We start from the raw sequence: 18734 nt of genomic DNA, 5'->3' as shown, positions 1-18734 counted from the left end.
TCCTTATAATCCGTCTGCGACGGCTAACTCTAGGCGTAATACCTGTTGCAGCCACTGTCCAATGGCATCGAGTTCTGAAGCACAGACCTGATGCTGCATCGGATAGACTTGCCACTGCACTCCATAGCCTTTTGCCATTAAATCATCACGCGCTTGGACGCCCAACTGCAATGGAATAATAGGATCCTGCTGGCCATGTGCGATAAAAATGGGCATTTGGCGATGTAAATAAAACTGCTCTACTAACGGGCACCAGGTCGATAGCGCCATAATCCCCGCCAAGGCGTGGTCATAACTTAAACCAGCATGCAAGGCCACTAGACCACCTTGCGAAAAGCCGGCTAACACAATCCGCTGTTCATCAATACCGCTATCACGCTGCTGTTCGATAAGCTTATAAACCTGATGACACGACACACGAATACCCGCTGAATCGACATCATTCATTAAGTCCATCGAACGAATATCAAACCATGAGCGCATCGTCATACCGCCATTAATGGTCACTGGTTGAACAGGTGCGTGCGGAAACACAAATCGTATGCCATGACTAGCCGGCAAATTTAGACTCGGTACAACCTCGGCAAAATCATGGCCATCTGCGCCTAAGCCATGTAGCCAAATGACGGCGGCGGTGGCAGGGCTTTGTGGTTCAATAATCACCGGGGCAAGCTTACTCATTCGTCTGTCCTATCTGTTTTAAAAGTCTGCTAAAATAGGCCCATTTTAACCCCTTGCGCTGGAGGCTGCACATGTCTTTAAAATCAACTGGCTTTAAAGCAGGCCTGCTGATCAGCCTCCTGTGGTTAATGGGTGGATGTGGCAAAAAGGGGCCACTCACGTTGCCAGACAAGGTGCACACCGCCGCGCACCAAGCGACGCCAAACGAATTCAAACCGGCTTTAGCCTTCAAGGAAACCCGATGAGCGACATTTTTCACTACCAAAACAACCAATTATTTGCAGAAGGCAAGGCTGTTACTGAGCTCGCTAAAACCTATGGTACACCGCTTTACATCTACTCTCGAACCGAACTAGAGCAACGCTGGCAGGCATTTAATCAGGCTTTTGGCAGCCAACCTCACCTCGTTTGCTATGCGGTCAAAACCAATTCTAATCTTGCGGTTTTGCAAGTGCTCGCCCAATTAGGGTCCGGCTTTGATATTGTGTCGCAAGGTGAACTAGAACGCGTGCTGCGCGCCGGTGGCCAAGCTAATAAAGTGGTGTTCTCCGGTGTGGCTAAAAAAGAAGTCGAGATTGAACGCGCCCTCACGGTAGGCATCCGTTGCTTTAACATCGAATCCCACGCCGAGCTGGCACGCATTCAGGCCGTTGCGGCTCGCATGGATAAAATCGCGCCGATTTCGATTCGCGTCAACCCAAATGTTGATGCCAAAACACACCCTTACATTTCCACCGGCTTAAAAGAAAATAAATTTGGCGTAGATATTGTGACTGCGCCAGCACTTTATCAACAAGCGGCCGCTTTACCGAATATCAAAGTGATCGGCATTGATTGCCATATTGGCTCACAACTCACCGAAATCGCTCCTTTTGTCGATGCGCTGAAAAAGGTCTTAGAGCTCAAAACAACCCTCGCAGGACTGGGTATTGATATTCACCATTTAGATTTAGGCGGCGGCTTAGGCATTCGCTATACAGATCAAACGCCGCCGGCGATTAGCGATTATTTGGCCGCGCTCTTAACCGAACTGAATGACCCCAGCATTGAGGTCATTATTGAACCGGGTCGCGCTATCGCAGGTAATGCGGGGATTTTGGTGACCGAGGTGGAATACCTTAAACCCACCGAACACAAAAACTTTGCCATTATTGATGCCGCCATGAATGACCTCATTCGCCCCGCGCTTTATCAAGCCTATCAAGACATTATTCCCGTTACCCCTAGAAACGAGGGCACCACCGTAGAATGGGACGTCGTGGGGCCAGTTTGTGAAACGGGGGATTTTTTAGGTAAAAACCGATTGTTAAATCTGCAGGCCGGCGATTTATTGGCGGTAATGTCAGCGGGCGCTTATGGCTTCACCATGAGCTCTAACTACAACACTCGGCCACGCGCGGCTGAAGTGATGGTACATAATCAGCAGGCCTGGTTAGTGCGTCCACGCGAAACCTATGACGACTTAATGGGCAAAGAGCAACTTATTAATTAGGTCGTTGATTTAAGCTAACTAACCACAACTCTACTTTGGCGATTAAGTTTGCCGAAGGGAGTTGATTCTTGCCTTGACGAATGCGTACCAATTGATAAGGTCTAGCTTGATATCGGTTTGAGTCATTTGAAGTTGTATTCGGCTGGTTCACTTCCGATATCAACACACCTACAGGCGTTTGATCCTCCAGCCATGCCCACAACTGATGGTGCGGCTGTTCAAAATCACACCACCAGGCCTGGTTCTGCAGGCGACTGAGCGCTACAAACTCAGCAAGTGTTTTAAGACGCTGTGGCTGTGATGTTAACTGTAATTGAGCGTAATTCATAACGGCAATAGATTGCTCAATCCAACTTTGATAGAGAGATTCCACATCAGTAAGATAACGACACTCACCAATCTGCTCACCAGCCTCAGTATCCAAGAAAGCTGCGAGTGCATACACATCTTCCAACAAGGCAATCATCGACTGACACTGCATAGGACGGCAAGGCAGTTGTGCCAGCGTTCGGTGCAATCGGCAACCAATCAAAGCCGGGAAGCGTGCGGCTAAGGCCAGCGCCATTGAATTGACGCGCGGCAACTGACTCAACCCTGCGAGTCGTTGCCTATCAACCAAGCAGGTATCAATCTGATCCAGAATAATTGGCGAAACCTGACGCAACCGTAGCTGACGCAAAAAACGTGCGCCCTCTTGCTGCGACTCAACACCCAAAGCCGCCATTAAATCTGATCGTTTACCATTTAGCAGGCGCTGTCGATCTTCTTCCTGACCGGGCATACTCACTAATTTCCACGCCATAACGGGCGCCTGATCAAGCACTTCCAATAACTGTGGATAGCGCGCTGCATAATGAAGCAGACTTAGTTGGTGCGTTTCAAACAACGCAACACTCTCTTTAATCCATGCAGGAATCGCAGACTGCCAGCGTTGCAGACGCCCATGCACTGGCCAGGATAACAAATTCAGCTTAGCTGGATAACGCGGAATGGCCGCCTGATCTGTGAGCATTTCATCCCAACTGGGAATGCGCAAATCGGGATGTTTTTGATCGAGCAGACTATAGGGCAAAATAATACCGCCCGCTTCATCCTCATATAGATGACGATTTAACCAAGAACGGACTCGCGCATCCATTATTAACTCGACGCCTCAGAGAATGATTTAATCACCAGGCCTGCTAAGGTCAAACCAAAAATACCTGGCATGTAACTCGCCGTACCATTCACTACCCGCCCACGCGCATTAGCAATGGCTTCCATCGGGCCGGGCTCTTTTGGAAGCTCTGTTGAGAACACCACTGGCACACCTTTTTTTATCCCCAACTTCCTAAGACGCTGTCGCATGACACGAGCAAGACCGCAGGTATGTGTAAGACTAATATCTGTCACCATAATTTTGGTTGGATCAATCCGCCGACCCGCACCCATACTAGAAAAAATACGCTTTCGCTGCTTAACAGCTTCAGCAACCAATGCCACCTTACAATTAAGACTATCAATTGCATCAATCACAACATCAAAGGACGCAACAAGCTCCGCCATGGACTCGGGAGCAAAGAACGCGGCCCGGCAAACAACCTGACAACTAGGATTAATCTGCGCAATTCGATCTGCCATCACATCTACTTTTAACTCACCTAGCGTATTATCGAGTGCAACGATTTGACGGTTCTTATTAGATGCAGACACACGATCATGATCAACAAGTGTTATATTTTCAGCCCCGGCACGCGCCAAGGCTTCAGCCACAAACCCTCCAACACCGCCCACGCCGGCGATTAAAATCCTGGCATTTGCTAGGTCTAGTAAAGTCTGTTCATTAAAAACCAGCAAACTGCGTTCAAACAGAGGATCTCTTAGGTTCATTTCACGCTCTCATCAATAACTGTTGGGTAGTATTATAAATTTGAACCGCAACCTCTTCATTACTAATTCCATAAGCAAGTGCCAAATCCTTGATTAATGCAAGCATACCCAAACGCGGGTCATAGCAAACATTGTCACGATTTAAATTGGGAAAATCAGACTCCACTACCCAAACGCTCAAAGGAAACTGCTGATAAAAAGCATGACGTTCAGTCATATTAGAGGTAATAATTCGGGGATTTAATCCTAATTTAAGCCCCAATGAAACCAACCGTTTTGCTTCCTGACGCTTTAATGGGAAACTATGTATCACACCATTTACAGATGATAATCTTAAAATGGCATACAAATCGTTAAAAGCTTTTACACAGTGAACTGAGACAGGCAAGCTAAACTCGGCTGCCATTGCTATCTGAGCTTCGAAGCAGGCCTGCTGTTCTATTTTATTACTAGAGTTATGGTAATAATCGAGGCCAATCTCACCCATGCCATAAATTGAATTACCGGATTCTATAATCAGCTGCCTAAGGCTAGTCAAATCAAATTCAAAATTACGTTCAATAAACCATGGATGCAGACCAACAAACGGATAAACATTTAAGTTTCGACTTAAGGAAGAACAGGAAGAAAAGTACAGAGATGTTTTTAAATCTACAGAGACAGCAATGACATTGGATATATCAACAGATTTTGGATAAGCAATACTGTCTAGATGGGCATGACTGTCAAACAACAACATAAATTTTAGGTTAAAAAAAACCGGCTTGCGCCGGTTTTAGACTATTCAGCTTCTGCCGGAGCAGCTGAAACATCCAAAACAGGACGATCAACTAACTCAACAATAGCCATAGGAGCGTTATCACCAGCACGGTAACCGCACTTAAGGATACGAATGTATCCACCTGGACGACCCTGGTAACGAACACCTAAATCTGAAAATAACTTACCAACTGCCGCTTTACTACCTAAACGTGCAAAAGCAAGACGACGGTTATGAACACTGTCTTCTTTTGCAAGAGTAATTAACGGCTCTGCAACACTACGCAATTCTTTAGCCTTCGCTACCGTCGTTTTGATCATTTCATGTTCGATCAAAGAGGCAGACATGTTTTTGAACATCGCCTTACGGTGCGAGCTATTGCGGTTTAATTTACGACCACTCTTACGATGACGCATAATAGCTTCCTTCTAAAATTACGCTGACTCTTTACCCACCAAACTTGATGGTGGCCAATTGTCTAATTTAGTACCCAAACCTAAGCCACGCTGAGCAAGAACATCTTTGATTTCTTGTAATGACTTTTTACCCAGGTTTGGCGTTTTTAATAAATGCGCTTCAGTACGTTGTACTAAGTCACCAATATAGTAAATCTGCTCTGCCTTCAAGCAGTTCGCTGAACGAACTGTAAGCTCTAAGTCATCAACAGGTTGTAAGAAAATAGGATCATATTCATTTTCTTCTTCCTGAGGTGCCTCAACTTCCTGATGCTTCAAGTCAACAAAGGCATTCAACTGATAATGCAATACCGTTGCAGCCTGTTTGATTGCATCTTCAGGATCTAAAGTACCATTAGTCACTACATCTAAAATAAGTTTATCTAAATCAGTACGCTGTTCAACACGAGCGTTCTCAACCGAGTAACTTACAGTATGAACTGGACTAAAGCTAGCATCTAATTTAAGAAATCCTACCGTTCCAGCAGCTTGATCACCTTGAGTAGCAGCACTATATCCAATACCTTTTTCGACACGCAAATCCATTGCAAGTTTCGCACCGTCACCAAGATGTGCTATAACCAAATCTGGGTTACATATCTCAGTATCGTGATCAACTTGAATATCCTTAGCGCGTACAACTGCAGGCCCAACAACAGACAGACTCATCTCGGTAGACTGACGTGTATTAAGCTTGACCGCAACCTCTTTCAGATTCAATAGAATTTCTAGCACGTCCTCACGAACACCCTCAATAGAAGAATATTCATGTAACACACCATCAATCTGAACCTCAGTTATAGCTGCACCGGGCATAGAGGACAATAAAATACGTCTTAGTGCATTGCCTAGCGTGTGTCCAAAACCACGTTCAAGAGGTTCTAGCGTTACACGACTATGCGTTGCACTAATTCTTTTGATGTCAACAAGACGCGGGGTTAACAACTGTTCTAACATCTCTTGCATCAGGAGTCATCTCCAAAATTTTTATTACTTAGAGTAAAGCTCTACGATAAGGTTTTCAGCGATATCAGATGATAAATCACTGCGGTCCGGAACTGATTTAAATGTTCCTTGAAAAGCCTTGGCATCTACCTCTACCCAAGAAGCTTGACCCATTTTTGCAGATAGCTCTAACGCTTGAGCAATACGCGATTGATTACGTGACTTCTCACGAATAGCGACCACATCACCGGCTGATACTTCATAAGAAGGAATATTTACAGTTTGGCCATTTACTTGAATAGCTTTATGCGATACTAATTGACGTGCTTCGGCACGCGTAGAGGCAAAGCCCATACGGTATACAACATTATCTAAACGGCTTTCAAGAATTTGTAACAGGTTTACACCTGTTGAACCTTTACGACGATCAGCTTCTTTGTAATAAAGACGAAACTTCTTTTCTAGTACACCGTAAATACGACGAACCTTTTGTTTTTCACGTAGCTGGGTGCCATATTCAGTAACACGTGTACGACGTGCACCGTGTTGACCAGGCACCTGATCAATTTTACATTTAGAATCAATGCTACGAGCACCGCTTTTTAGGAACAGATCAGTTCCTTCGCGACGTGCTAATTTACACTTTGGACCAATATATCTTGCCATGAAATTATCCCTTAAACACGACGTTTCTTAGATGGACGACAGCCATTATGTGGAATAGGTGTCACATCAGAAATCGAAGTAATTTTAAATCCAGCACTATTTAAACCACGAACGGCAGAGTCACGACCAGGGCCTGGACCCTTTACCATAACATCCATATTTTTCACGCCGTATTCGTGAGCCATCTGGCCGGCACGCTCTGCAGCGACCTGCGCTGCAAAAGGTGTACTTTTTCTTGAACCACGAAAACCACTACCACCTGCAGTAGCCCAACAAAGTGCATTACCTTGGCGATCAGTGATTGTAACAATAGTATTGTTGAAAGAAGCATGCACATGCGCAACCGCATCACTAATAACCTGCTTAACTTTCTTCTTTGCACGCGTATTTGCTTTTGCCATAATTTATCTCAGCTATGCTTATCTTTTAATTGGTTTCTTGGGCCCTTTACGTGTACGCGCATTTGTTTTTGTGCGCTGACCACGTAATGGCAAACTACGGCGGTGACGAATACCACGGTAGCAACCCATATCCATTAAACGTTTAATATTCATCGAGACTTGACGACGAAGGTCACCCTCAATTTTATATTTTGCAATTTCAACACGTAAAGATTCCAACTGGTCTTCGGTCATATCTCTAACCTTAGTTGTTGGATCAATGTTGGCAACAGTACAAAGGTTTTGCGCTGTTGTTTGACCAATACCATAAATTGATCTTAAACCGATAACAATGTGCTTGTTTAGCGGTAAATTTACGCCGGCAATACGTGCCATATTGACGCTCCCCTAAAAAATTCTATTTTGCGAAAACAGGCGATTATACTTGTTTTCGCGCTCAAAAACTAGGCTAGAGTAAAAAAACTATCGCCCTTTTAAATTAGCCTTCTTCATCATACTTTCGTATTGACCGGACATTAACTGAGCTTGTATCTGTGTCATAAAGTCCATAACAACAATTACTATAATCAGTAACGCTGTACCCCCAAAATAGAAGGGAACATTCCAATACAGAATTAAAAACTCAGGTAATAAACACACTGCGGTTATGTACACTGCGCCAGCAAGTGTTAATCGACCCATTATGGTGTCGATATATCTAGCTGTTTGAGGTCCTGGTCTAATACCTGGTAAGAAAGCACCCGACTTTCTTAAATTATCTGCTGTATCCTTTGGATTAAATACAATTGCAGTATAAAAGAAGCAGAAAAACATGATAGCAAGCGCATAGAACATTATGTACAACGGCTGGCCGGGAGCCAGGGTTGTCGCAATATCCTTTAACCAACTCATGTTATCCGATGAACCAAACCAACCACCCAATGATGCTGGGAATAGAATAATACTTGAGGCGAAGATGGGCGGTATTACACCAGCCATATTAAGCTTAAGTGGCAAATGTCCTTCTTGTCCACCATATAGCTTACGACCTCTCATTCTCTGGGCATACTGAACCGGGATCCGTCTTTGCCCCCTTTCAACAAAAACTACAAATGCAGTAACAGCGGCAACTAACAATAATAGTATTATTACAGTAATTGCATGCAATGCACCAGTATGAACCTGTTCCAGGGTTCCACCCAAGGCAGATGGTAAGCCAGCAACGATACCTGCAAAAATAATTAACGAAATACCATTGCCAATACCACGTTCGGTGATTTGTTCACCCAACCACATTAGAAATATTGTCCCACTAACTAGTGTTACAACAGCGGTTACCATAAACAATGGCCCAGGGTTTACAACAACTGGCATACCATTTATATTTTGTGCCTGTAGCGCGATTGAAACACCTATAGCTTGGAAGGTTGCAAGTACAACGGTACCATAGCGAGTGTATTGCGTTATCTTACGTCGACCAGCCTCGCCTTCCTTTTTCAACTGCTCTAGTGTTGGTGACACAGCGGTCAAAAGTTGCATAATAATAGCCGCAGAAATATACGGCATAATACCCAATGCAAGTATTGATAGACGCTCTAACGCACCACCAGAGAACATGTTAAACATATCCAAAACAGTACCGCGTTGTTGTTCAAACATCGCAGCAAGTGCAATTGGATCAATCGACGGAACAGGTATATGAGTGCCTAACCTAAACACAATTAGAGCACCCAGAACAAATAATAAACGTGCCTTTAAATCACCCCAACCTTGGGAAGAACTACCAGATTGAGCTATTGCAGGACTATTCATATTTAAATATCTACACTTCCACCAGCAGCAACAATTGCTTGCTTAGCTGATTCAGTAGCCTTGATTCCGTTTAACTTAACCGCACGATTAATTTCGCCGGAGTTGACCACCTTAACAAAGCGAATTTTCTTTCCGATAAGATTAGCCGCCTTTAATGTTTCAAGGTCAATTTCAACTGCATCTAGACGATTAAGCGTATCAAGCCTAATCTCAGTGGTAACCATAGCTTTCATTGATGTAAAGCCAACTTTCGGCAGACGACGCTGAATTGGCATTTGACCACCCTCAAAGCCAACTTTATGAAATCCGCCTGAGCGCGACTTCTGACCTTTATGACCACGTCCACCCATTTTACCAAGACCAGAACCTTGACCACGTCCAACGCGTTTACGTGCACGTTTAGTTCCTTCAGAAGGCGCTAATGTATTTAAAAACATCTTAGGCTTCCTCTACTTTTAATAAATAAGAAACTTTATTGATCATGCCACGATTTTCAGGAGTATCAATCACTGAAACCGTGTGATGCATTCTACGCAATCCAAGACCTTTTACACAGGCCTTATGATTAGGTAAACGACCAATAATACTTTTAACTAAAGTGACATTAATTCTTTTTTTATCTGCCATCTTATCCACCTACAATCTCATTTACTGTTTTACCACGCTTAGCAGCGATGTAATCAGGTGAATGCATTGAAGTAAGTGCATTGACTGTAGCTCTAACAACATTTACTGGACGTGTAGTACCAATACATTTCGCAAGTACGTTTCTTACACCTGCCGCTTCCAATACAGAACGCATACTACCACCTGCAATAACACCAGTACCCTCGGAAGCTGGTAACATTACAATTTTAGCAGCACCTTGTTCAAAACTGATTGGATACTCAAGCGTACCATCATTCAAATGGACATTACGCATGTTACGGCGTGCTTGCTCCATTGCTTTTTTAATTGCAACAGGAACTTCACTTGCCTTACCACTTCCAAAGCCAATGCGTCCTTCACCATCACCTACCACAGTAAGTGCAGAGAAGGAGAATACACGACCACCTTTAACTACTTTAGCAACACGACGTACTGAAACTAATTTCTCGATTAAGCCGTCTTGACCATCTTGCAATTCTTGTGAAGACATAATCAACCCTTATCTTAAAACTCTAGACCATTTGCACGTGCAGCGTCAGCAAGGACCTGTACACGACCGTGGTATTTAAAACCTGAACGATCAAAAGCAACTTTGGTCACTCCTGCCGACTTTGCTTTTTCAGCAATCGCTTTTCCGACAACTTCAGCCGCAGTTTTATTACCTGAATACTTGACAGCACTTTTAACGTCAGCTTGTACCGTAGAGCTAGCAGCAATAACAGTGGCACCATCAGCAGCAATTAGCTGCGCATAGATATGACGTGGTGTACGATTGACACATAGACGTGGCATATTCAGTTCACTGATCTTAGCACGTGTCTTCTTGGCACGACGAAGTCTTGATTGTTTACTATCCATGATTACCAACCTTATTTCTTCTTAGCTTCTTTACGCAAAATACGCTCATCAGCATACTTAACACCTTTACCTTTATAAGGCTCAGGTGGACGGTAGCCACGTATTTGTGCAGCAACTTGTCCTACAACCTGCTTATCAGCACCACGTAAAACAATCTCAGTCTGACTAGGTGTTTCAGCAGTAACACCATCAGGTAACTTATGAGCAACCGGATGTGAAAAACCAAGCGTAAGGTTTACAACATTACCCTGAACCTGAGCACGGTAACCAACACCAACTAACTTCAGGCGTTTTTCAAAACCCTCTGTAACACCAATAATCATATTGTTAACCAGTGAGCGTGCAGTACCTGCCTGAGCCCAGCCATCAACAGCATTGCCATTAGGTGCAAAGGTTAATACACCAGAATCATTAGTTATGCTTACAGACTTATTTAATGGACCTGTTACCGCACCTTTTGCACCCTTCACAGAAACCATATTATCTTCGACTTTAATATCGACACCAGAAGGTAGCGTAATGGGAGCTTTTGCTATTCTTGACATAAATCTCTCCTTAAGCTACATAGCATAAGATCTCACCACCAACACCCACTTCACGAGCTTGACGATCAGACATAATGCCTTTTGATGTTGAAACAACAGCGACACCTAGGCCACCAATAACTTTAGGCAACTCATCCTTGTTCTTATAAACGCGTAATCCTGGACGGCTAACACGCTTTAACAATTCAATAACAGGCTGTCCTTGATAATATTTCAGATCTACAGAAAGAGTCATCTTACCGTTTAGATCCTTAACATCAAATTTTTCTATATAACCTTCATCAGCCAATAATTTTGCAACTGATGCTTTTAATTTTGAAGACGGCATAGTGACGCTCTTGTGACCCGCCATTTGACCGTTTCTGATACGCGTTAGCATATCGGCGATTGGATCTGACATACTCATAAATAAAATCCTACCAACTAGCTTTTCTTAAACCAGGTACGTCGCCCTGCATTGCATATAAACGAAGCATATTTCGTGATAAACCAAACTTCTTGTAAACAGCATGAGGTCTACCTGTTAATTTGCAGCGACGCTGTTGTCTAACAGGCGAGGCATTACGTGGCAGGCGAGCCAACTTGTCCATTGCTTCCATACGCTCTTCATATGAAAGACTCATGTCTACAGATTTAGCCTTTAGTTCAGCACGTTTTTCTGCATACTTCGCAACTGTTTTTGTACGCTTTGCTTCGCGCATCTTCATTGAAGTCTTTGCCATTTCAATTCCTTTTATTTCTTAAATGGGAAATTAAAAGCTTCTAGCAAAGCTTTAGCTTCAGCATCTGTCTGCGCAGTTGTCGCAATATTAATATCCATACCGCGCATCATATCAACCTTTTCAAACTCAATCTCTGGGAAGATAATCTGCTCTTTAACGCCCATTGTGTAATTACCACGGCCATCAAATGATTTTGCATTAAGGCCACGAAAGTCACGTACACGTGGTAGGGAAATATTGATAAGGCGGTCAAGGAATTCATACATTCTCTCACCACGCAATGTCACTTTACAGCCAATCGGCCAGCCCTGACGAACCTTGAAAGCAGCCACTGACTTACGAGCCAATGTCTTAACAGGCTTCTGACCAGTAATTGCTTCCATGTCTGCTAAAGCATTATCTAAAATCTTTTTATCAGCTAACGCCGCACCAACGCCCATGTTTAGGGTAATTTTGGTAACTTTTGGCGCCTGCATAACGGACTTATAGCCAAACTGCTCAACCAGCTTATGTACTATTTGTTCTTTATATACTTGTTTTAATCTTGCCATTTCACCAATCCAATTAAGCGTCAACCGCTTTATCTGTTGACTTGAAATATCTAACCTTCACATTATCTTCAACACGAAATCCAACTTTATCTGCTTTCTGTGTCTCAGGGTTCAATAACGCTACATTTGAAATGTGAATTGGCATTTCCTTCGTCACAATACCACCTTGTGAACCTGTCATTGGATTAGCCTTTGTATGTTTTTTTACAAGATTAATTCCATCAACCAAAACTTTATCGGCAGTAACAAATTTAGAGACTGTTCCTCTTTTACCTTTGTCTTTACCTGTGATGACAATCACTTCATCACCTTTTCTTAAACGATTCATTCTTTTCCCCTTACAACACTTCTGGCGCTAAAGAAACAATTTTCATAAATTTCTCTGTACGCAATTCACGTGTTACTGGTCCAAAAATACGAGTTCCAATTGGCTCTTGCTTACTATTAAGAATAACAGCGGCATTACCATCAAAACGAATTAATGAACCGTCTGGACGACGCACGCCTTTCGCAGTTCTTACAACGACAGCGTTGTAAACATCGCCTTTTTTAACCTTCCCACGCGGTGCAGCTTCTTTAATAGAAACCTTAATTACATCTCCAACGCTCGCATATCGGCGCTTAGAACCACCCAACACTTTGATACATTGCACACGCTTTGCACCACTGTTGTCTGCAACGTCTAAAATTGTTTGCATTTGAATCATAGCGGCACTCCAAATTTGCTATAAATCAGCCAAATAATTAATAATAACACAAAAACCGCTGCGTAACCAGTTCCAAAAGGCTTAGTTACATCAGCGGTGAAAAAACAAAAACCAATATTGTTAGATTTTAGCTTTTTCGTTAATTTCTACTAAAGTCCAAGACTTACTTTTTGACAGAGGACGACATTCTTGAATCGTAACCTTATCACCAACCTGACACTGATTATCAGCATCATGAGCCATTATTTTAGTAGACTTCTTAACATACTTTTTATACTTAGCGTGCTTAACATAACGCTCGGTTAGCACAACGATTGAACTATCCATTGCATTACTAACAACTACACCAGCACGCGTTCTTGCTTTTACATTTTCTGAGCTCATTATTATACACTCACTTTTTCACGAATGATGGTTTTTACACGAGCAATTGAACGCCTAACTGTTTTTAACTGTGCAGTACTTGCTAATTGACCAGTAGCTTGTTGCATTCTTAGGTTAAACTGCTCCTTTAATAAAGCCTGCAACTCAGTGTTCAAATCCTCAGGACTTTTTTCTCTTAGTTCTTTACTAGTCATCTTACATCACCGTTCTGATTACAAACTGTGTTTTGAAAGGAAGTTTAGCGGCAGCTAAACTAAACGCTTCACGCGCTAGGCTTTCATTGACACCCTGAACTTCATAAAGGACACGACCTGGTTGAATCTGAGCAACCCAGTATTCAACGCTCCCCTTACCTTTACCCATACGAACCTCAAGAGGCTTACTGGTAATAGGCTTATCAGGGAAAACACGAATCCAAATTTTACCGCCACGCTTGATATGGCGTGTCATCGCTCTACGAGCCGACTCTATTTGACGAGATGTTATACGGCCACGTTCTACAGCCTTCAAACCATACTCACCAAAACTGACTTTGCTACCAGCTAGAGCCAAACCACGGTTACGTCCTTTTTGAACTTTTCTAAATTTAGTACGCTTAGGCATTAACATGGTCTAAATCCTTTTATTTACGGCCTTTCTTGCCTTTAGGTTGTTTTTGATTATCATTAGAAGTTAAAGACAATTTGCCAAGCTTTTCGCCGTGAAAAATCCAAACCTTAACACCTAGCTTACCGTACGTTGTATCAGCTTCATAACTTGTATAATCAATATCAGCTCGAAGAGTGTGAAGCGGTACACGCCCCTCTCTGTACCATTCTGTACGGGCAATTTCAGCTCCGTTCAAGCGACCAGCAATAGCGACCTTAATACCCTGCGCACCAAGACGCATCGCATTTCCGACAGCGCGCTTCATCGCACGACGAAACTGGATACGCTTCTCTAATTGCTGTGCAATGCTTTCTGCAACAAGCTTTGAATCCAATTCTGGCTTCTTAACTTCTTCAATATTTATGTTAACTGGCAAGCCAGTTTTTTTGACAAGATCAGCTTTCAATTTTTCAATATCTTCGCCCTTCTTACCAATCACAATACCAGGACGGGCAGTATGAATAGTAACGCGAATACCATTCGCTACGCGTTCAATATGAATTTTACTAACTGATGCATTCTTTAACTTCTTGTTTAATTCATTACGAATTTCAATGTCACTTACAAGGAAGTCTGAATAATTTTTGCTATCCGCATACCAACGTGCATTCCAATCCTTTGCAATGCCGAGACGAATACCAATTGGATGTACTTTTTGACCCATAATGGCTCTCCTTATTTTTCGCCAACAGTAACAGTGATATGACTCATGCGCTTAATGATACGATTTCCTCGACCTTTCGCACGGGCTCTCATACGCTTCATTAATGGACCTTCATCCACAAACACAGCTGTTACTAGAAGCTCATCAACATCGGCACCATTATTGTTCTCAGCATTAGCAATGGCAGAGTTTAATACCTTCTTCATCAAATCAGCGGCCTTTTTATCGCTAAAAGCAAGAATATTTACTGCCGACTCAACACTTTTACCACGAATAAGGTCTGCTACTAAACGTGCTTTCTGTGGAGAAATACGAGCGAATTTATGTGTTGCACTAACTTGCATCTTATATCTCCTATCGCTTAGCTTTCTTATCAGCAGCATGACCACGATAGGTACGAGTCATAGAAAACTCACCTAACTTGTGACCTACCATGTTCTCTGAAACGAAAACAGGAATGTGCTCTTTGCCGTTATGCACGGCTATGGTTAAACCAATCATATCTGGCAAGATCATTGAACGTCTTGACCAAGTTTTAATTGGACGTTTATTACCAGATTCTTGCGCCTCAATCACTTTCTTTGCCAAGTGATGATCTACAAAAGGTCCTTTTTTAACTGAACGTGGCATTATGTCCTTCCTTATTTACTATTACGACGACGTACAATCATATTATTTGTACGCTTATTGCTACGAGTTTTCTTACCTTTAGTCGGCACACCCCAAGGCGTCACGGGATGACGACCACCAGAGGTACGACCTTCACCACCACCATGTGGATGGTCTACCGGGTTCATTGCAACACCACGAACAGTTGGACGAACACCACGCCATCTTTTAGCACCAGCTTTACCTAGCTTGCGGAGATTATGTTCGGTATTTCCAACCTCACCAATAGTTGCTCTACATTCAACGTGAATTTTGCGCATTTCACCTGAACGTAACTTAACTAAAACATAAGAGCCTTCCTTGCCAGCAATTTGTACGGATGCACCGGCGCTACGGGCTATTTGAGCACCTTTTCCTGGACGCATTTCTAGGGCATGAACGACGGTACCTACTGGTATGTTACGCAACGGCAATGTATTACCAACTTTAATATTTACATGAACACCAGATTCAACCTTGTCACCCGCCTTAAGATTGCGCGGAGCAAGAATATAAGCACGCTCACCATCTGCATATCTAATCAGGGCAATGTTTGCCGTACGGTTTGGGTCATACTCTAAGCGTTCAACAACGGCAGGGATCCCGTCTTTATTACGTTTAAAATCGATTAAACGGTAATGTTGCTTATGCCCACCACCTGTATGTCTTACTGTAATACGACCGGTATTGTTACGACCGCCTTTTTTACTTTTCTTCTCGAGCAGCGGAGCATAAGGATCACCCTTATGCAATCCAGGCTCAACGATACTAACTACGAAGCGACGTCCGGGAGAAGTAGGTTTTGATTTCTTAATAATCGCCATAAATTACTCCTTATTCACCCGCAACAAAGTCTATTTCTTGACCGGCGGTTAATTTTACAATGGCTTTTCTTACACCATTACGTTTACCAGGACGGCCCTTAAACATCTTGCGCTTACCTTTAAGATTTAGCACATTAACAGACTCCACCTGCACATCAAACAGACTTTCAACGGCCTGCTTTACTTCATTCTTAGTCGCATCTGGTGCAACTTTAAAGACATACTGCGACTTACTGTCAGCCATTAAGGCACTCTTTTCAGACACATGCGGCGCTAGCAATACTTTTAATAGACGCTCATTACTCATGCGTATTTCTCCTCTAACTGCTTAACAGCACCCTGAGTCATCACTACGTTTTTGAAACCAACAAGACTCAGTGGATCAATTGAGGCAACATCACAAACATCTGCTTGATACAAATTACGTGATGATAAGTACAAGTACTCATCAAACGCCTCTGTGACAATCAACGCATCATTAACACCAAGCTGTGCAAGCTTAGCTTTAAACTCGCGTGTTTTTGGTGCCTCTACTTTAAAATCATCAACAACAATTAAACGACCGTTACGATTCAACTCAGAAAGAATTGATTTCATTGCGCCACGGTACATTTTTTTATTTACTTTTTGACTAAAATCACGGTTGTGACCTGGAAAAGCACGACCACCACCAACCCACAGTGGGCTTCTGATAGTACCGGCACGGGCACGACCCGTACCCTTTTGGCGCCAAGGTTTAATTCCACCACCTCTAACTTCAGAGCGTGTCTTCTGCTTCTTGGTACCCGAACGCGCACCAGCCATATAGGCAACGACAACCTGGTGAACCAGTGTTTCATTGAAATCAACACCAAATACTGCGTCTGAAACGCCAACAGTACCTGCCTGATTACCCGTTGCTAATTCAATCATTTTTAATTCCATTGCGCCCACCTTACTTAATTGCTTTACGCACGATAACTGTTCCACCTTTTGCTCCAGGAACAGCACCCTTGATTAAGAGTAGATTGTTTTCAACATCAACCTTAACCAGGTCTAGATTAAGCGTAGTTTGACGCACATCACCCATGTGACCGGCCATTTTCTTGCCTTTAAAAACACGACCAGGTGTTTGGTTTTGACCAATTGAACCTAAGACACGATGAGACAGTGAGTTACCATGTGTTGCATCCTGCGTTCTAAAGTTATGACGCTTAACACCACCTTGAAAGCCTTTACCTTTGGTCTTACCAATCACATCGACAACTGGCGTATCTGCCAGCTGTGCAACGGTGAGCTCAGCGCCCACTTCATAGGCAGATAACTCATCATTTGTTACTCGGAACTCCCATAAACCTTCACCTGCTTCAACACCTGCCTTAGCAAAGTGACCCGCAGCTGGCTTATTAACACGTCCAGAATGCTTTGAGCCGGCGGTTACCTGAACTGCAGCATAACCATCGTTCTCGATCGTTTTAAGCTGAGTCACACGATTTGGTGAAACCTCAACCACTGTAACTGGAACAGACACACCTTCATCATTAAAGATGCGTGTCATTCCAACTTTCTTTCCAACGATACCAATACTCATTAAAAATACCTCTTATTATTGCAATCCGCCATTACGATTGATGGCTTCTATCGCTAACTAACGTAATTCCAACTGAACATCAACACCTGCAGCTAGGTCTAGCTTCATTAGTGCATCTACAGTTTTATCAGTTGGATCAACGATATCTAGCATTCTTTTATGAGTGCGAATCTCATATTGATCACGCGCATCCTTATTTACATGCGGTGAAATCAACACAGTAAAACGTTCTTTACGCGTTGGCATCGGAATAGGACCTTTAACTTGTGCCCCAGTACGCTTAGCCGTTTCAGTAATCTCTTTAGCTGACTGATCTATCAAACGATGATCAAACGCTTTTAAGCGAATACGAATATTTTGAGTTGCCATAAACACTTCTCGCTTTATAAAAAAAATAAAAGCAGCAGGCATATGCCTACTGCTAATAAGGTTGCGGATTATATACCCTAAAACCTAATTAATCAATAGTTATTGATTACTTCAAGATCTTAGAAACAACACCCGCACCAACGGTACGACCACCTTCACGAATCGCAAAACGTAGACCTTCGTCCATTGCGATTGGGTTGATTAGGGTGATCGTCATTTGAATGTTGTCACCCGGCATAACCATTTCTACGCCTGATGGGAGTTCACATGCACCCGTTACGTCAGTTGTACGGAAGTAGAACTGTGGACGGTAACCATTAAAGAATGGGGTATGACGACCACCTTCTTCTTTTGATAACACGTACACTTCGCCTTCAAACTGCGTATGTGGATTAATCTTACCAACATGGCTTAGTACTTGACCACGCTCTACGTCTTCACGCTTAGTACCACGTAATAGAACACCAACGTTATCGCCTGCTTCACCTTGGTCTAACAACTTACGGAACATCTCAACACCGGTTACGGTCGTTTTA

34 protein-coding genes are annotated in these 18734 nt (G+C 43.1%); 2 read left to right on the top strand and 32 right to left on the bottom strand.

Annotated features, from left to right (window positions below; genetic code table 11):
- Nucleotides 1–3: 3 nt before the first annotated feature.
- Nucleotides 4–681: an alpha/beta hydrolase gene (locus BM293_RS08935; protein WP_093448618.1), complete on the bottom strand. Its 678-nt coding sequence runs from the start codon at nucleotides 679–681 to the stop codon at nucleotides 4–6.
- A gap of 71 nt (nucleotides 682–752) precedes the next feature.
- Here BM293_RS08935 and BM293_RS10295 point away from each other — a divergent pair, with 71 nt between their 5' ends.
- Both BM293_RS10295 and lysA read left to right on the top strand, forming a co-directional pair.
- Nucleotides 753–926, top strand: a complete 174-nt coding sequence (locus BM293_RS10295; protein ID WP_200770630.1) for a lipoprotein — start codon at nucleotides 753–755, stop codon at nucleotides 924–926.
- Nucleotides 923–2173 carry a diaminopimelate decarboxylase gene (gene lysA / locus BM293_RS08930; protein WP_093448617.1) on the top strand — a complete coding sequence of 417 codons (1251 nt, stop codon included), beginning with the start codon at nucleotides 923–925 and terminating at the stop codon, nucleotides 2171–2173. Before BM293_RS10295 ends, lysA begins: the two co-directional genes overlap by 4 nt.
- Here lysA and BM293_RS08925 read toward each other — a convergent pair.
- The 31 genes from BM293_RS08925 to BM293_RS08775 all read right to left on the bottom strand — a co-directional run.
- A complete protein-coding gene (locus BM293_RS08925; protein ID WP_093448615.1) occupies nucleotides 2166–3311 on the bottom strand; it encodes a hypothetical protein in 1146 nt (381 codons plus the stop codon). The genes lysA and BM293_RS08925 overlap by 8 nt on opposite strands.
- Nucleotides 3312–3313: 2 nt before the next feature.
- On the bottom strand, nucleotides 3314–4042 hold the full coding sequence (locus tag BM293_RS08920) for a tRNA threonylcarbamoyladenosine dehydratase (protein ID WP_093448613.1): 729 nt from the start codon (nucleotides 4040–4042) through the stop codon (nucleotides 3314–3316).
- A gap of 1 nt (nucleotide 4043) precedes the next feature.
- Nucleotides 4044–4781, bottom strand: a complete 738-nt coding sequence (locus tag BM293_RS08915; RefSeq protein WP_093448611.1) for a TatD family hydrolase — start codon at nucleotides 4779–4781, stop codon at nucleotides 4044–4046.
- 41 nt (nucleotides 4782–4822) lie between these two features.
- Nucleotides 4823–5218, bottom strand: coding sequence for a 50S ribosomal protein L17 (gene rplQ / locus BM293_RS08910; protein WP_093448609.1), 396 nt, complete (start codon nucleotides 5216–5218; stop codon nucleotides 4823–4825).
- An 18-nt stretch (nucleotides 5219–5236) separates the two neighbouring features.
- A complete protein-coding gene (gene rpoA / locus BM293_RS08905; protein ID WP_093448607.1) occupies nucleotides 5237–6223 on the bottom strand; it encodes a DNA-directed RNA polymerase subunit alpha in 987 nt (328 codons plus the stop codon).
- A 24-nt stretch (nucleotides 6224–6247) separates the two neighbouring features.
- Nucleotides 6248–6868, bottom strand: coding sequence for a 30S ribosomal protein S4 (rpsD, locus tag BM293_RS08900; protein ID WP_093448606.1), 621 nt, complete (start codon nucleotides 6866–6868; stop codon nucleotides 6248–6250).
- An 11-nt stretch (nucleotides 6869–6879) separates the two neighbouring features.
- Nucleotides 6880–7269, bottom strand: coding sequence for a 30S ribosomal protein S11 (gene rpsK / locus BM293_RS08895; protein WP_093448604.1), 390 nt, complete (start codon nucleotides 7267–7269; stop codon nucleotides 6880–6882).
- 18 nt (nucleotides 7270–7287) lie between these two features.
- A complete protein-coding gene (gene rpsM, locus BM293_RS08890) occupies nucleotides 7288–7644 on the bottom strand; it encodes a 30S ribosomal protein S13 (RefSeq protein WP_093448603.1) in 357 nt (118 codons plus the stop codon).
- 87 nt (nucleotides 7645–7731) lie between these two features.
- A complete protein-coding gene (gene secY / locus BM293_RS08885) occupies nucleotides 7732–9060 on the bottom strand; it encodes a preprotein translocase subunit SecY (RefSeq protein ID WP_093448601.1) in 1329 nt (442 codons plus the stop codon).
- Nucleotides 9061–9062: 2 nt separating this feature from the next.
- Nucleotides 9063–9497, bottom strand: coding sequence for a 50S ribosomal protein L15 (rplO, locus tag BM293_RS08880; protein ID WP_093448599.1), 435 nt, complete (start codon nucleotides 9495–9497; stop codon nucleotides 9063–9065).
- Nucleotide 9498: 1 nt separating this feature from the next.
- On the bottom strand, nucleotides 9499–9687 hold the full coding sequence (gene rpmD, locus BM293_RS08875) for a 50S ribosomal protein L30 (protein ID WP_093448598.1): 189 nt from the start codon (nucleotides 9685–9687) through the stop codon (nucleotides 9499–9501).
- A 1-nt stretch (nucleotide 9688) separates the two neighbouring features.
- On the bottom strand, nucleotides 9689–10198 hold the full coding sequence (gene rpsE / locus BM293_RS08870) for a 30S ribosomal protein S5 (RefSeq protein ID WP_093448596.1): 510 nt from the start codon (nucleotides 10196–10198) through the stop codon (nucleotides 9689–9691).
- A gap of 14 nt (nucleotides 10199–10212) precedes the next feature.
- The gene (gene rplR / locus BM293_RS08865) at nucleotides 10213–10569 is read right to left on the bottom strand and encodes a 50S ribosomal protein L18 (RefSeq protein WP_234968975.1); all 357 of its coding nucleotides are present in this window, start codon (nucleotides 10567–10569) and stop codon (nucleotides 10213–10215) included.
- Between the two features lie 8 nt (nucleotides 10570–10577).
- Nucleotides 10578–11111 (bottom strand): 50S ribosomal protein L6, encoded by a 534-nt coding sequence (rplF, locus tag BM293_RS08860; protein WP_093448593.1) that lies wholly within the window; start codon nucleotides 11109–11111, stop codon nucleotides 10578–10580.
- Nucleotides 11112–11121: 10 nt separating this feature from the next.
- Complete coding sequence (gene rpsH, locus BM293_RS08855) at nucleotides 11122–11517, bottom strand: 30S ribosomal protein S8 (protein WP_093448591.1); 396 nt, start codon at nucleotides 11515–11517, stop codon at nucleotides 11122–11124.
- A gap of 10 nt (nucleotides 11518–11527) precedes the next feature.
- Nucleotides 11528–11833 carry a 30S ribosomal protein S14 gene (rpsN, locus tag BM293_RS08850; protein ID WP_093448589.1) on the bottom strand — a complete coding sequence of 102 codons (306 nt, stop codon included), beginning with the start codon at nucleotides 11831–11833 and terminating at the stop codon, nucleotides 11528–11530.
- An 11-nt stretch (nucleotides 11834–11844) separates the two neighbouring features.
- The gene (gene rplE / locus BM293_RS08845) at nucleotides 11845–12384 is read right to left on the bottom strand and encodes a 50S ribosomal protein L5 (RefSeq protein WP_093448587.1); all 540 of its coding nucleotides are present in this window, start codon (nucleotides 12382–12384) and stop codon (nucleotides 11845–11847) included.
- A 13-nt stretch (nucleotides 12385–12397) separates the two neighbouring features.
- Nucleotides 12398–12712, bottom strand: a complete 315-nt coding sequence (gene rplX / locus BM293_RS08840) for a 50S ribosomal protein L24 (protein WP_093448585.1) — start codon at nucleotides 12710–12712, stop codon at nucleotides 12398–12400.
- 10 nt (nucleotides 12713–12722) lie between these two features.
- Entirely contained in the window at nucleotides 12723–13091 is a 369-nt protein-coding gene (rplN, locus tag BM293_RS08835; protein WP_093448583.1) for a 50S ribosomal protein L14, read from the bottom strand.
- Nucleotides 13092–13211: 120 nt separating this feature from the next.
- A complete protein-coding gene (gene rpsQ / locus BM293_RS08830; RefSeq protein WP_093448581.1) occupies nucleotides 13212–13475 on the bottom strand; it encodes a 30S ribosomal protein S17 in 264 nt (87 codons plus the stop codon).
- Nucleotides 13476–13477: 2 nt separating this feature from the next.
- Nucleotides 13478–13669 (bottom strand): 50S ribosomal protein L29, encoded by a 192-nt coding sequence (rpmC, locus tag BM293_RS08825; RefSeq protein ID WP_093448579.1) that lies wholly within the window; start codon nucleotides 13667–13669, stop codon nucleotides 13478–13480.
- Nucleotide 13670: 1 nt separating this feature from the next.
- Nucleotides 13671–14084, bottom strand: coding sequence for a 50S ribosomal protein L16 (rplP, locus tag BM293_RS08820; protein WP_093448577.1), 414 nt, complete (start codon nucleotides 14082–14084; stop codon nucleotides 13671–13673).
- Between the two features lie 13 nt (nucleotides 14085–14097).
- A complete protein-coding gene (gene rpsC / locus BM293_RS08815) occupies nucleotides 14098–14787 on the bottom strand; it encodes a 30S ribosomal protein S3 (RefSeq protein WP_093448575.1) in 690 nt (229 codons plus the stop codon).
- Nucleotides 14788–14798: 11 nt separating this feature from the next.
- A complete protein-coding gene (rplV, locus tag BM293_RS08810; protein ID WP_093448573.1) occupies nucleotides 14799–15131 on the bottom strand; it encodes a 50S ribosomal protein L22 in 333 nt (110 codons plus the stop codon).
- Between the two features lie 10 nt (nucleotides 15132–15141).
- A complete protein-coding gene (gene rpsS / locus BM293_RS08805; protein ID WP_006459607.1) occupies nucleotides 15142–15417 on the bottom strand; it encodes a 30S ribosomal protein S19 in 276 nt (91 codons plus the stop codon).
- 11 nt (nucleotides 15418–15428) lie between these two features.
- The gene (gene rplB, locus BM293_RS08800; protein ID WP_093448571.1) at nucleotides 15429–16259 is read right to left on the bottom strand and encodes a 50S ribosomal protein L2; all 831 of its coding nucleotides are present in this window, start codon (nucleotides 16257–16259) and stop codon (nucleotides 15429–15431) included.
- Nucleotides 16260–16269: 10 nt separating this feature from the next.
- Nucleotides 16270–16566, bottom strand: coding sequence for a 50S ribosomal protein L23 (gene rplW, locus BM293_RS08795; RefSeq protein WP_093448569.1), 297 nt, complete (start codon nucleotides 16564–16566; stop codon nucleotides 16270–16272).
- Nucleotides 16563–17168 (bottom strand): 50S ribosomal protein L4, encoded by a 606-nt coding sequence (gene rplD, locus BM293_RS08790; RefSeq protein WP_369793730.1) that lies wholly within the window; start codon nucleotides 17166–17168, stop codon nucleotides 16563–16565. The genes rplW and rplD overlap by 4 nt, the downstream gene beginning before the upstream one ends.
- A gap of 25 nt (nucleotides 17169–17193) precedes the next feature.
- The gene (gene rplC, locus BM293_RS08785; protein WP_093448565.1) at nucleotides 17194–17829 is read right to left on the bottom strand and encodes a 50S ribosomal protein L3; all 636 of its coding nucleotides are present in this window, start codon (nucleotides 17827–17829) and stop codon (nucleotides 17194–17196) included.
- A gap of 57 nt (nucleotides 17830–17886) precedes the next feature.
- Nucleotides 17887–18198 (bottom strand): 30S ribosomal protein S10, encoded by a 312-nt coding sequence (gene rpsJ / locus BM293_RS08780; RefSeq protein ID WP_093448921.1) that lies wholly within the window; start codon nucleotides 18196–18198, stop codon nucleotides 17887–17889.
- A 106-nt stretch (nucleotides 18199–18304) separates the two neighbouring features.
- The coding region (locus tag BM293_RS08775) for an EF-Tu C-terminal domain-related protein (protein WP_255360092.1) at nucleotides 18305–18734 on the bottom strand (430 nt) is incomplete at its 5' end.

The organism is Thiomicrospira sp. ALE5, from assembly GCF_900112445.1.
Lineage (GTDB): Bacteria > Pseudomonadota > Gammaproteobacteria > Thiomicrospirales > Thiomicrospiraceae > Thiomicrospira.
Note: the sequence above shows the minus strand (reverse complement) of the source record. Positions and strands in the feature narration are given on the sequence as shown.

What these genes read in the sequence shown, in the direction of transcription:
- rplB (WP_093448571.1), bottom strand. Translation starts at nt 16,259, where the DNA reads ATGGCGATTATTAAGAAATCAAAACCTACTTCTCCCGGACGTCGCTTC.
- rpmC (WP_093448579.1), bottom strand. Translation starts at nt 13,669, where the DNA reads ATGACTAGTAAAGAACTAAGAGAAAAAAGTCCTGAGGATTTGAACACT.
- rplW (WP_093448569.1), bottom strand. Translation starts at nt 16,566, where the DNA reads ATGAGTAATGAGCGTCTATTAAAAGTATTGCTAGCGCCGCATGTGTCT.
- BM293_RS08915 (WP_093448611.1), bottom strand. Translation starts at nt 4,781, where the DNA reads ATGTTGTTGTTTGACAGTCATGCCCATCTAGACAGTATTGCTTATCCA.
- rpoA (WP_093448607.1), bottom strand. Translation starts at nt 6,223, where the DNA reads ATGCAAGAGATGTTAGAACAGTTGTTAACCCCGCGTCTTGTTGACATC.
- BM293_RS10295 (WP_200770630.1), top strand. Translation starts at nt 753, where the DNA reads ATGTCTTTAAAATCAACTGGCTTTAAAGCAGGCCTGCTGATCAGCCTC.
- rplX (WP_093448585.1), bottom strand. Translation starts at nt 12,712, where the DNA reads ATGAATCGTTTAAGAAAAGGTGATGAAGTGATTGTCATCACAGGTAAA.
- rplC (WP_093448565.1), bottom strand. Translation starts at nt 17,829, where the DNA reads ATGAGTATTGGTATCGTTGGAAAGAAAGTTGGAATGACACGCATCTTT.
- rplP (WP_093448577.1), bottom strand. Translation starts at nt 14,084, where the DNA reads ATGTTAATGCCTAAGCGTACTAAATTTAGAAAAGTTCAAAAAGGACGT.
- rplQ (WP_093448609.1), bottom strand. Translation starts at nt 5,218, where the DNA reads ATGCGTCATCGTAAGAGTGGTCGTAAATTAAACCGCAATAGCTCGCAC.
- rplE (WP_093448587.1), bottom strand. Translation starts at nt 12,384, where the DNA reads ATGGCAAGATTAAAACAAGTATATAAAGAACAAATAGTACATAAGCTG.
- rplO (WP_093448599.1), bottom strand. Translation starts at nt 9,497, where the DNA reads ATGTTTTTAAATACATTAGCGCCTTCTGAAGGAACTAAACGTGCACGT.
- rpsS (WP_006459607.1), bottom strand. Translation starts at nt 15,417, where the DNA reads ATGCCACGTTCAGTTAAAAAAGGACCTTTTGTAGATCATCACTTGGCA.
- rplV (WP_093448573.1), bottom strand. Translation starts at nt 15,131, where the DNA reads ATGCAAGTTAGTGCAACACATAAATTCGCTCGTATTTCTCCACAGAAA.
- lysA (WP_093448617.1), top strand. Translation starts at nt 923, where the DNA reads ATGAGCGACATTTTTCACTACCAAAACAACCAATTATTTGCAGAAGGC.
- BM293_RS08935 (WP_093448618.1), bottom strand. Translation starts at nt 681, where the DNA reads ATGAGTAAGCTTGCCCCGGTGATTATTGAACCACAAAGCCCTGCCACC.
- rplN (WP_093448583.1), bottom strand. Translation starts at nt 13,091, where the DNA reads ATGATTCAAATGCAAACAATTTTAGACGTTGCAGACAACAGTGGTGCA.
- rpsC (WP_093448575.1), bottom strand. Translation starts at nt 14,787, where the DNA reads ATGGGTCAAAAAGTACATCCAATTGGTATTCGTCTCGGCATTGCAAAG.
- rplF (WP_093448593.1), bottom strand. Translation starts at nt 11,111, where the DNA reads ATGTCAAGAATAGCAAAAGCTCCCATTACGCTACCTTCTGGTGTCGAT.
- rpsH (WP_093448591.1), bottom strand. Translation starts at nt 11,517, where the DNA reads ATGAGTATGTCAGATCCAATCGCCGATATGCTAACGCGTATCAGAAAC.
- rpmD (WP_093448598.1), bottom strand. Translation starts at nt 9,687, where the DNA reads ATGGCAGATAAAAAAAGAATTAATGTCACTTTAGTTAAAAGTATTATT.
- secY (WP_093448601.1), bottom strand. Translation starts at nt 9,060, where the DNA reads ATGAATAGTCCTGCAATAGCTCAATCTGGTAGTTCTTCCCAAGGTTGG.
- rpsM (WP_093448603.1), bottom strand. Translation starts at nt 7,644, where the DNA reads ATGGCACGTATTGCCGGCGTAAATTTACCGCTAAACAAGCACATTGTT.
- rpsE (WP_093448596.1), bottom strand. Translation starts at nt 10,198, where the DNA reads ATGTCTTCACAAGAATTGCAAGATGGTCAAGACGGCTTAATCGAGAAA.
- rpsJ (WP_093448921.1), bottom strand. Translation starts at nt 18,198, where the DNA reads ATGGCAACTCAAAATATTCGTATTCGCTTAAAAGCGTTTGATCATCGT.
- rpsQ (WP_093448581.1), bottom strand. Translation starts at nt 13,475, where the DNA reads ATGAGCTCAGAAAATGTAAAAGCAAGAACGCGTGCTGGTGTAGTTGTT.
- BM293_RS08925 (WP_093448615.1), bottom strand. Translation starts at nt 3,311, where the DNA reads ATGGATGCGCGAGTCCGTTCTTGGTTAAATCGTCATCTATATGAGGAT.
- rpsK (WP_093448604.1), bottom strand. Translation starts at nt 7,269, where the DNA reads ATGGCAAAAGCAAATACGCGTGCAAAGAAGAAAGTTAAGCAGGTTATT.
- rpsN (WP_093448589.1), bottom strand. Translation starts at nt 11,833, where the DNA reads ATGGCAAAGACTTCAATGAAGATGCGCGAAGCAAAGCGTACAAAAACA.
- BM293_RS08920 (WP_093448613.1), bottom strand. Translation starts at nt 4,042, where the DNA reads ATGAACCTAAGAGATCCTCTGTTTGAACGCAGTTTGCTGGTTTTTAAT.
- rpsD (WP_093448606.1), bottom strand. Translation starts at nt 6,868, where the DNA reads ATGGCAAGATATATTGGTCCAAAGTGTAAATTAGCACGTCGCGAAGGA.